This window comes from Micromonospora parastrephiae, assembly GCF_016802865.1.
In the GTDB taxonomy this organism is placed as follows: domain Bacteria; phylum Actinomycetota; class Actinomycetes; order Mycobacteriales; family Micromonosporaceae; genus Micromonospora; species Micromonospora parastrephiae.
Window position 1 is genome coordinate 1 of sequence record NZ_JAEVHM010000196.1, and the last position, 9,785, is coordinate 9,785.

General features: G+C 75.4%; 4 protein-coding genes and 2 pseudogenes. 1 reads left to right on the forward strand and 5 read right to left on the reverse strand.

Annotated features, from left to right (window positions below; all coding sequences use genetic code 11):
- Window positions 1–258: 258 nt before the first annotated feature.
- The 5 genes and pseudogenes from mptB (JNW91_RS26310) to JNW91_RS26330 all read right to left on the reverse strand — a co-directional run bounded on the left by mptB (JNW91_RS26310) (window position 259) and on the right by JNW91_RS26330 (window position 8,727).
- Window positions 259–1,853 (reverse strand): annotated as a pseudogene (mptB, locus tag JNW91_RS26310) (polyprenol phosphomannose-dependent alpha 1,6 mannosyltransferase MptB).
- A 14-nt stretch (window positions 1,854–1,867) separates the two neighbouring features.
- Complete coding sequence (mptB, locus tag JNW91_RS26315; RefSeq protein ID WP_238425742.1) at window positions 1,868–3,319, reverse strand: polyprenol phosphomannose-dependent alpha 1,6 mannosyltransferase MptB; 1,452 nt, start codon at window positions 3,317–3,319, stop codon at window positions 1,868–1,870.
- On the reverse strand, window positions 3,316–4,947 hold the full coding sequence (locus JNW91_RS26320; RefSeq protein ID WP_238425741.1) for a hypothetical protein: 1,632 nt from the start codon (window positions 4,945–4,947) through the stop codon (window positions 3,316–3,318). Before JNW91_RS26320 ends, mptB (JNW91_RS26315) begins: the two co-directional genes overlap by 4 nt.
- Window positions 4,940–7,960, reverse strand: a complete 3,021-nt coding sequence (locus tag JNW91_RS26325) for a bifunctional [glutamine synthetase] adenylyltransferase/[glutamine synthetase]-adenylyl-L-tyrosine phosphorylase (protein ID WP_203178067.1) — start codon at window positions 7,958–7,960, stop codon at window positions 4,940–4,942. Before JNW91_RS26325 ends, JNW91_RS26320 begins: the two co-directional genes overlap by 8 nt.
- Window positions 7,960–8,727, reverse strand: coding sequence for a type 1 glutamine amidotransferase (locus tag JNW91_RS26330; RefSeq protein WP_203178068.1), 768 nt, complete (start codon window positions 8,725–8,727; stop codon window positions 7,960–7,962). Before JNW91_RS26330 ends, JNW91_RS26325 begins: the two co-directional genes overlap by 1 nt.
- 101 nt (window positions 8,728–8,828) lie before the next feature.
- Between JNW91_RS26330 and JNW91_RS26335 the strand changes: the two are divergent.
- Window positions 8,829–9,765 (forward strand): annotated as a pseudogene (locus JNW91_RS26335) (S66 peptidase family protein).
- Window positions 9,766–9,785 lie beyond the last annotated feature (20 nt).

Sequence of the window (9,785 nt, forward strand, 5' to 3'; positions counted from 1 at the left end):
CCGCGCCCCCGCGCCCCCGCGCCCCGCGCCAAGATCAGCGCAACTTCCCTGATGTTGCTGCCTCAGGCGCGCGGGAGGCAGCAACATCCCCGACATTGTGCGGATCTTCATTGCCGATCTGGCCGCACGGCAAGATCACGCTCGATCCCCGATGTAGTGGCCTCACCGATCGCCGATGCCACTACATCCTGGATTGAGCACGATCTTGAGCGCCGGCCCAGGGTGATCATGATGAGTGCGGGATGTTCCGCCGTTTTGTCACTCGTGAACATCATGATCACCGGCGTGGGCCCCGGGTGCCCCGGGGGTGGGCGGGGTGCTCGCGGTGCGGGCCGCGCGTGGGGCCCGCCGGGAGCGGGACCCGCGCAGGAGCACAGCCAGGAGCAGGGCGGTCATCGCGACCGCGCCGGGAGCCTTGGTGAAGCGGGCGAGGTTCGTGCCGTCGGGCAGGGTGAGCAAGGTGGCCGCCGCGGCCGGCAGCACGAACCACGTCGTCCGCACGGCGGTGAGCGCGAGCAGCGCCAGCGGCCAGGTGGCGTACCAGGGATGGAAGACCGGGGACAGGACGACGGTGGCGGTCAGGGCCAGCGCGGCGCCGTGCAGCGCCACCCGGCAGCGCGCCACCCCACCCGCGCCGCGTCGACCCGCGCCGCGTCGACCCGCGCCACCTCGACCCGTTCCGCCCGCCGGGTGTCGTCAAATCCGCGCAGCACCTGCCAGGCCCGCCACCAGAGCACCACCAGCACCCCGGCGAGCAGCAGCAACGCGACCGTCCGGAGCGCCGGCACCGCCTGCGGGTCGCGGCCGACCAGCGCGCCCGCGTAGTCCACCACCAGCCCGACGGCGGTGGGCGGCGACGTCCACTGCTCGGAGTCCCCGCTGTGGGTCAGCCCGCCCACCCAGCCGAACCCGAGTCCGGACAGCGCCGAGGTGACCAGCAGCGCGGCGAGCAGCCCGCCGGCCAGCCAGCCGCCGTCGCGCAGCAGTGCCCGTACGGTGTACCGGCCGTGCACTGCGGCCGGCACGGCGAACGGCACCACCACCACGGCGCTGGCCTTCACCGTGACCGCCAGCCCGAGCAGCGCGCCGGCCAGCAGCAGCGCCGCAGGACAACCCGGCCGCCGGATCGCCACCAGCAGCCCACACAGCAGCAGGCCCAGCATCACGGCGTCGTTGTGCGCCCCGGCCACCAGGTGCACGCCGACCAGCGGGCAGGCCAGGAGCAGCCAGACCGCCCGCCGGGTCGGCACCCCGGCCGCCCGCGCCAGCCCGGGTACGCAGAACGCGGCCAGCAGCACCCCCGCAACGGCGATCACCCGCAGCGCCACGACCGTGCCGGTGAGCCCGCCGCCCAGCTCGACCGCGAGCGCCGCGAGCAGCACGAACACCGGCCCGTACGGTGCCGGGGTGTCCCGCCAGATCGGCGCCACCGTCTCCAGCCACGGGCAGCCGGCCGCCGCCACCCCCACCGCGTACGGGTCGACGCCGTGCGCGTACGTCCAGCCCTGGCAGGCGTACGAGTACACGTCCCGGCTGCCCAGCGGCGGCGCGGCCAGCAGCGGCAGCGCCCACAGCCCGGCGGTGACGTACGCCCACCGGGCGGACGGTGCTCCCCCGCGCAGCGACCACCACGCCCCGACCAGCAGCACGGTGCCGACCAGCCAGCAGGTCAGCGTCGCCGGGCCGCCCTGGCCCTGCCATATCGACACGGGGGTCACGCCGAGCGGGGCGTCGGGCAGCGCCCCGCCGAGATATCCGGCCACGGTGAGCAGGGCCGCGCCGGTCAGGCCCGCGTACCGGGCGAAGCGCGCAACCGGGGGACCAGGTGGCGACGGCGCGCCGGGAGCGGTCACCGGCGCACCTTCCCTCAGTCGGCGGCGACCGGCTGGCGGGCCGCCCGAGCCGACCGTACCAACCGGACGACCAGCACGATCACCAACAGCGTCATCAGTGGCGCCCCGACGGTCTTGGTGTAGCGGGGCAGGCCGGTGCCGTCGGGCAGCACCAGGAACGACGCGACAAGCGCGACCACGATGAACCATCCGGTTCGCCGGGCGGTGGCCGCCAGCACGAACAGCGGCCAGGTCCAGTACCAGGGGTGCACCACGGGGGCGAGCGCGACGGTGAGGGCGAGCGCGAGGCCGGCGTGGTGGAGAGGGTCGCGGGTGCGGGCCCGCCACCAGAGCCAGACCAGGAGTACGGCCAGGAGTACGACGGCGATCCCGCGCGTCACCGGCAGCGCGTCGACGTGCCCGCCGAACAGCGCCGCGACATAACCGACCGTCTGCCCGACGGCGGTCGGCGGGGAGGTCCAGGCGACGGCGGCGCCTCCCTGGGACAGTCCGCCCACCCAGCCGAAGTCCAGCCCGCCGAGAACAGTCACCCCCACCACGGTGGCGGCCGCGCCGCCGACCACCCAGCCGCCGTCACGGATCAACGTCCGGATCCGGTACGGCCCGGCGGTGGCGGCCAGCGCGGCGAACGGCACCACCACCACGGCCGTCACCTTGATCGCCACAGCGACGCCGAGGAGCAGACCGCCGACCAGCAGCATTCCGCGCCGGCCCGGGTGTGACGCCACCACGGCGAGCCCACCGACCAGCGCGGCGAGCATCAGCACGTCGTTGTGTGGACCACCGATCAGGTGCGCGGCGATCAGCGGGGAGCCCAGCGCCAGCCACACCGCCCGCTTCGGCAGCACACCGGCCCGCCGCGCCAGAGCGGGCAGCGCCCACGCGCTCACCACCACCCCGACCAGCGACAACGCCCGGAACAGCACGATGCTGGCGGTCAGCGAGCCGGTGATCTTGACCACCGCGCCCGCGATGAGCACGAAGAGCGGCCCGTACGGCGCCGGGGTGTCGCGCCAGATGACCGAGACCGTGTCCAGCCATGGGCAGGGCAGCGCGGAGACGCCCTGCTCGTAGGGGCTGATGCCGCCGACGAAGCTGGCGCCCTGGCAGGCGTACGCGTACACGTCCCGGCTACCGAAGGGCGGCGCGACCAGCAACGGCAGCAGCCAGAGCCCCACGGTGACCAGGGCCCACCGCGTCGACGGCCCCCCGTCGCGCAGAGCCCACCAGGCGTACGCCATCAGGCCGGTGCCGACCGCCCAGGCGGCGAGGATCAGCGGGCCGTTGGTGCCCTGCCAGATGCTGACCGGGGTGCTGCGCAGCGGGCCACTGGGAAACGCGCCCCCGAGGTAGGCGGAGATCGCGAGCAGCGTCGAGCCGGCCAGGCCGGTCCAGCGCGCGAGGTGGGAAGGCACGCCCGACATGCTGCCAGCACGTCGGTCAGGGGACGACGGCAGCACCGTCAGCAGTGGTTCGCCGGCGTGAGTCCGCTGGACAGCGTGTAGTCGCCGGCCGCGCGGACCCGCACCTCGGTCCACCCGTCGGCGCCGGGCCGCACGCAGCCGGCCGGGCCGGTCAGCGACAGCCAACGCGACCACCGCACCCGAACCGGCACGTCACCGGGTACGGCGCTCAGCCGAACCGAGCCCCGATCGGCGGTGACGAGCTGTCCCGGGGCACCGACCAGCGGTGTCGGGTCGACCACGGCGTACATCCGCCAGGTCGGGTCACGCCAGACCTCCCGCAGGTAGGGCAGGCCGGTGGAGATCAGCTCGGCCTCGTCGCGGCCCCACCGGTCGGCGGGAGCGTCCGGGGCGAGCACCACGTAGGTCACCGCCTCGTGGCGCAGCCACCGCTCGTACGTCTGCGCGTTCAGGCTGCCGTCGTAGAACAACGCGTTGCGGTCGCTGTCGACCTGGCGTTCCCAGCCGCGGGCCAGCGGCACGGTCGGCGGGAGGTACGCGGACTCCCAGTGGTCCCGCAGCGGCACCACCTCGACCCGTCCGACCGGCTGCCGCCGGTCGAGTTCCGCGACGAGCGGCCGGTGGAACGCGGCGGCGCTCTCCGGCGCGCCGGCCCGGGTCACGTCGCTCAGCATCACCGGCGACTGCCACCACACGGTCGCGGCGAGCAGTCCCGCCAGCCAGGGCCCCGGCAACGGGGCGTACCCGGCCAGCACCGGCAGGGCGAAGAGCAGCGGCAGCCGCAGCGCGTTGGAGCCGATCGGGCTGGGCACGTAGTACGCGCCGACCAGGAGCAGCACCGTGAGCGCCGCGCCGATGCGCAACACCCGGCGGCGACGCGGCACCACGACCGCCACCAGCACCGCGAGCGCGACGTTGATCCGCATCGACTCGGCCGAGTAGGGCTGGGTGCCGCCGTTGCCGAAGAGGACCGCGATCGGGGCCAACGTGGCGGCCGGCGCCACGGCCAGGACCAACCCTTCTGCCAGTGGTCGCTCGACCCGCCAACCGCCGGGCAACGGGCGGCCCGGCCCGTCACCGGTGCGCAGGGCGGACAGCAGCAACGCCGCGCCCGCCAGCCCGGTGAACAGGCCGGCGACCGGGCTCGCCGCCGTCGCCAGGGCAGCGCAGCCGGCGGCGAGCGCCAGCCGAACCGGACGCGGTGGGCGTTCGGCGCTGACCGCGCAGAGCGCCAGCAGCCCGAACGTCAGCCCGACGGCGAAGGTGATCCGACCGCTGGCCAGGTTGCCGACCAGCACCACCGCACCCAGGACGCCGGCCAGCAGCGGCCGGCGGGCCCGGTTGCGGGTGAACAGCCAACCCAGCGCCGCCGCGCCGAGCACGGCGGCGACGGCCCCGAGCGGACGCACCCCGATCAGCGCGCCCAACCTGGCCGTGAACAGGCTGTAGCCGTACTGGTTGACACCGCCGTACCAGCCGAGGTCGACCGGCGCGGCACCGTACCGGTCGGCGAACTCGGCGCGGGCGACCTGGGCGGCGAGGTCGGTGCCCATCCGCGGCGCGAGCAGGAACCCGACGGCCAGCACGACCGCGACCCCGGTCGCCGCCGCCCAGCCGGTACGCGCGCCTGCGGTGCGCTGCCCGGCCGGGCGCGTCGCCGCGTCAGCCATTGAGGACACGTTCCGTCGCGGCTCGGGAGCGGCGGGCGGTGCGCAGGTACTCGTCGAGGAACTCACCCGGGTCGTCCCGGCCGAGCAGCGCGACCACCCCGGCCAGCTCCACGCCGTGCCGGGGCAGCTGGTCGCCGGCCCGGCCCCGGACCAGCATCAACGCGTTACGGACCTGCGCGGCCAGGGACCAGCCGGCGGCCATCTCCGCGGCGTCCGCCGGGTCGACCAGGCCGGCCTCGGCGGCGGCCGCGAGGACGTCGAGGGTACGCGTGCCGCGCAGCGCCGGGACCGCGCCGCCGTGCCGGAGCTGGACGAGCTGCACCGCCCACTCCACGTCGGCGAGCCCGCCACGGCCCAGTTTGGTGTGGGTGGCCGGGTCCGCGCCCCGGGGCAGCCGCTCGGTCTCCACCCGGGCCTTGATCCGGCGGATCTCGACGACCTGCTCGCGGGTCAGCCCGTCGGCCGGATAGCGCACCGGGTCGATCAGCGCCTCGAACTCGGCGCCCAGGTCGGCGTCGCCGCAGACGAACCGGGCGCGCAACAGCGCCTGCGCCTCCCACACCCGCGACCAGCGGGCGTAGTACTGCGCGTACGCGGCGAGACTGCGCACCAGGGGACCCTGCCGGCCCTCCGGGCGCAGGTCGGCGTCGACGCCGAGCGGCGGGTCCGGGGCGGGTACGCCGAGCAGTCGGCGCAGTTCCTCGGCGATGGCGTGCGCGGCGGCGCTGGCCGCGCTCTCGTTGCTGCCGGCGAGCGGGTCGTAGACGAAGAGCACGTCGGCGTCGGAGAGGTAGTTCGACTCGTACCCGCCGAGCCGGCCCATGCCGATGACGGCGAACCGCAGCCCCGGCGGCGACGGTTGGCTGGCCTGGGCGGCCCGCAGCGCGGCGGTCAGGGTCGCGTCGGTGACGTCGGCGAGCGCCGTACCCACGGCGGTGACGTCGGACAGCCCGGGGGCCGGCCGGTTCGCGCCGTCCGGGCGGGTGGGGGTGGGTGCGAGCACACCGGCGCGGCAGAGCACGTCGGCGCACGCGACCCGGACCAGTTCCCGACGCCGCAGCGCCCGCACCGCGCGGGTCGCCTCGACCGGGTCGGTGTGCCGGGCCGCCGCCGCCAGGAACCCCTCCCGGAGCACCTCGGGCGGACGCGGCGCCAACTCGTTCTCCTCCGCCAGCAGCCGCAGCGCCTCCGGGTCCCGGGCGAGCAGGTCGGCGGCATACCGGGACAGGGCGAGAACGCGGGCCAGCCGGCGGGCGACCGGGCCACCGTCGCGCAGCAGCCGCAGATACCAGGGTGTGCTGCCCAGCTTGTCGGAGACCTGGCGGTAGTTGAGCAGCCCCCGGTCCGGTTCCGGCGCGTCGGCGAACTCGCTGAGCAGCACCGGCAGCAGGGTCCGCTGGATCGCCGCTGTGCGGCTCACCCCGCCGGTGAGCGCCTGGAGGTGACGCAGCGCCCCGGCCGGGTCGGCGAACCCGAGGATCTCCAGGCGGTGCCGGGCCGCCTCCGGGGTGAGCCGCAGCCCGTCGGCCGGAACCCGGGCCACCGACTCCAGCAGCGGCCGGTAGAGCAGTTTGGCGTGCAGTCGGCGTACCTCGGCGGCGTGGGTGACCCACTCGGCCCGGAAGCTCTCGACGGCGCTGCGCCCCGGCGTGGCGGTGAAACCCAGCGCGGCGGCCAGCCAGCGCAGCGCGGCCGGTTCGGTGGGCACGGTGTGCGTGCGGCGCAAACCCTGTAGTTGCAGCCGGTGCTCGACGCTGCGCAGGAAGCGGTAGCCGCGCAGCAGCGCCTCGCCGTCGGCGCGCCCGACGTAGCCGCCGGCGACCAGCGCCCGCAGCGCCGGGAGGGTGCCGGGTGCCCGCAGCGTCTCGTCGCCACGACCGTGCACGAGTTGCAGCAACTGGACGGCGAACTCGATGTCGCGCAGCCCGCCGGGGCCGCGCTTGATCTCGCGTTCCAGCTCCTTCGGCGGGACGTTGTCGATGATCCGGCGGCGCATGGCGCGGACGTCCTCGACCGCCTCGGGCCGCTCGGCCGCCCGCCAGACCAGCGGCGCCAGCTGGTCGATCCACTCCTGGGCCAGCGGCAGGTCGCCGGCGGCCGGGCGGGCCTTGAGCAGCGCCTGGAACTCCCAGGTGCGCGCCCACCGGCGGTAGTAGGCGAGGTGGCTGGCGAGGGTACGCACCAGCGGGCCCCGGTTGCCCTCCGGGCGCAGCGCGGCGTCCACCGGCCAGGCGACCAGGCCACAGATGTGGATCAGTCGGGTCGCCACCAGGGTCGCGGCGGACAGGTCGGTGTCCTCGGCCGCCACGAAGATGACGTCCACGTCGGAGACGTAGTTCAGCTCGCCGCCGCCGCACTTGCCCATCGCCACCACCGCCAGCCGGGGCCGTTCGGTGCCCTCGGCCAGCTCGTCGACGGCGACCTCGTACGCCGCGGCCAGTGTCGCGTCGGCCAGCGCGGACAGCGCCGCCATCGTCTGCTCCAGGCCGCGCCCGCCGGTGAGGTCGGCCGCCGCGATCCGCAGCAGTGCCAGGCGGTACGCGGTCCGCAGCACCGCCACCGGGTTGCCGTCGCCGACGGGTTCCAGCCGACCCTCGGCCGTGGGCGCGAGCCCGTCCGGGGCGGTACGCAGCGCCTGGTAGTGCTCGGGGTGGGCCACCAGGTGGTCGCCGAGCGCCGACGAGGCGCCGAGCACCGCGATCAACCGCCGCCGCAGGCCGGGATCGGCGTGCAGGTCCGCGAGCAGCGGCGATTCGGTGGTGTCGCCGGTCGTGCGGCCTTCGGCCTCGACGATGCGGTGCAGTTGGCGCAGCGCCAGGTCCGGGTCGGCTGCCCGGGACAGCGCCGCGAGCAGCTCCCCGGCCGGCTCGTCGACCGGCTCCTGCTCGTCCGGCCGCCACAGCCGCAGGCCGTCCGGGCCGAGCAGGTCGGCGGCGCGCGCCCCGCCGTCGCCTTCGGCCGTGCCGAAGCCGTAGCGGGCGAGCCGGCCCGGCGCCCTGGTCGGCCGGCTCATCAGTGCCCGAGCAGCGGCAGGCCACGCCGCATCGTGCTGTCGTCCAGCTCGCCCTGGGCCAGCGCGGCGAACCGGGCGGCGAACGGCTGCCAGACCTCCTCCACGTCCACCATCACCGAGTCGCACGCCGCGACGACCAGCTCCGGGTCGTAACCCAGCTCGGCGAGTTGGGTGGAGTCGGCGGCCCAGTCGGCGATCATCGCGGTGTCGCACTCGATGTGGAACTGCAAACCCCAGGCCCGGTCACCGAGCCGGAACGCCTGGTGCGGGTAGCGGGTGGAGGCGGCCAGCAGGGTGGCGCCCCGGGGCAGCTCGGTGATCTCGTCGGAGTGCCACTGGAGCACGTCCGGGATCAGTGGCACGTACCGGAACAGCGGGTCGCCCTCGGCGGCGTCGCGCCGGCCGACCACGCCGGGACCGATCTCCGGCCCGGACGGGCTCCGCTCGACCAGTCCGGCGTGCGCGGTGGCGAGCAGCTGCGCGCCCAGGCAGATGGCCAGGGTGGGCACCCGGTACCGGACGGCCTTGCGCAGCAGGCCCTCCACGGCGGGGAACCATGGCGCGCCGGGCGAGCCGTCCAGCAGCGGGTACGCCTGCTGCTCGCCGCCGAGCACCACCAGCGCCGCGTACCCCTCCAGGTCGGCGGGGAGCTCGTCGCCGGCGTGCGGGCGGACCACCCACAGCTCCAGCCCGGCCTCGGTCAGCCACTCACCCAGCCGGCGCGCGTCATCCGTCGGGTCGTTCTCGATCACCAGCGCGGTTGCCACCCGTCGAGGCTAGCCGGTGCGCCCGGTGGCGCCACGCCCCGCCACGGGCCCGCCACCCGTGCCCGGCCCCGACGACAGCGGGGTCGTTAGGCTCTGCGGTTGTGATCAGCGAGGATTCCACCGTCGTCCGCCCGCCCGTGCTGCGCCCGGGTGACACGGTGGCACTGGTGTCACCGTCCGGGCCGACCTCGCCGGAGCGGGTGGCCCGAGGGGTGGAGCTGCTCACCGGTTGGGGCCTGCGACCGGTGCCGGCGTCGAACGCGTACGCCCGGCACGGCTATCTGGCCGGTACGGACGACAGGCGCGCCGCCGACCTGAACGCGGCGTTCGCCGACCCGGAGATCCGCGGGGTGATCTGCACCCGGGGCGGCTACGGCGTGCAACGGATCGTCGACGCCATCGACATGGCGGCCGTCCGCCGCGACCCGAAGGTGGTGGCCGGCTTCTCCGACATCACCGCGTTGCAGCTCGCGCTGTGGCGGGTCGCCCGGTTGGCCGGCGTACACGGCCCGGGTGCCGCCTGGCGCGACGAGCGGACCCCGCTGCGCTCGGCCGAGTCGCTGCACGCCGCGCTGATGACGACCGAGGCGGTGTCGGTCACCGCCGTGCCCGCCGAGGACACCTTCGCCGTACGCGTGCCGGGTCGGGCCACCGGCACCCTGCTCGGCGGCAACCTGTGCATGATCGCCGCGTCGGTCGGCACACCGGACCTGCCCGACCTGACCGGGGCGGTGCTGTTGATCGAGGACGTGCAGGAGCCCCCGTACAAGGTCGACCGGATGCTCACCCAGCTGCGCCGGGCCGGCGCGTTGGACGGGCTGGCCGGTGTGGCGGTCGGGCAGTTCACCGACTGCGCCGACGGCTGGGACACCACGGTCGTCGACGTCCTCACCGAACGCCTGGGCGACCTGGGCGTACCGGTCCTCGGCGGCCTCCCGATCGGCCACGGCCCCGGCCAGCTGACCGTCCCGGTAGGCACCGAGGCAACCGTGAAACGTCGAAGCCGGAACCCTGACGGTAACCCCCGCAGTCCGCTAACCCCCCCAGCCCTCCCCCTC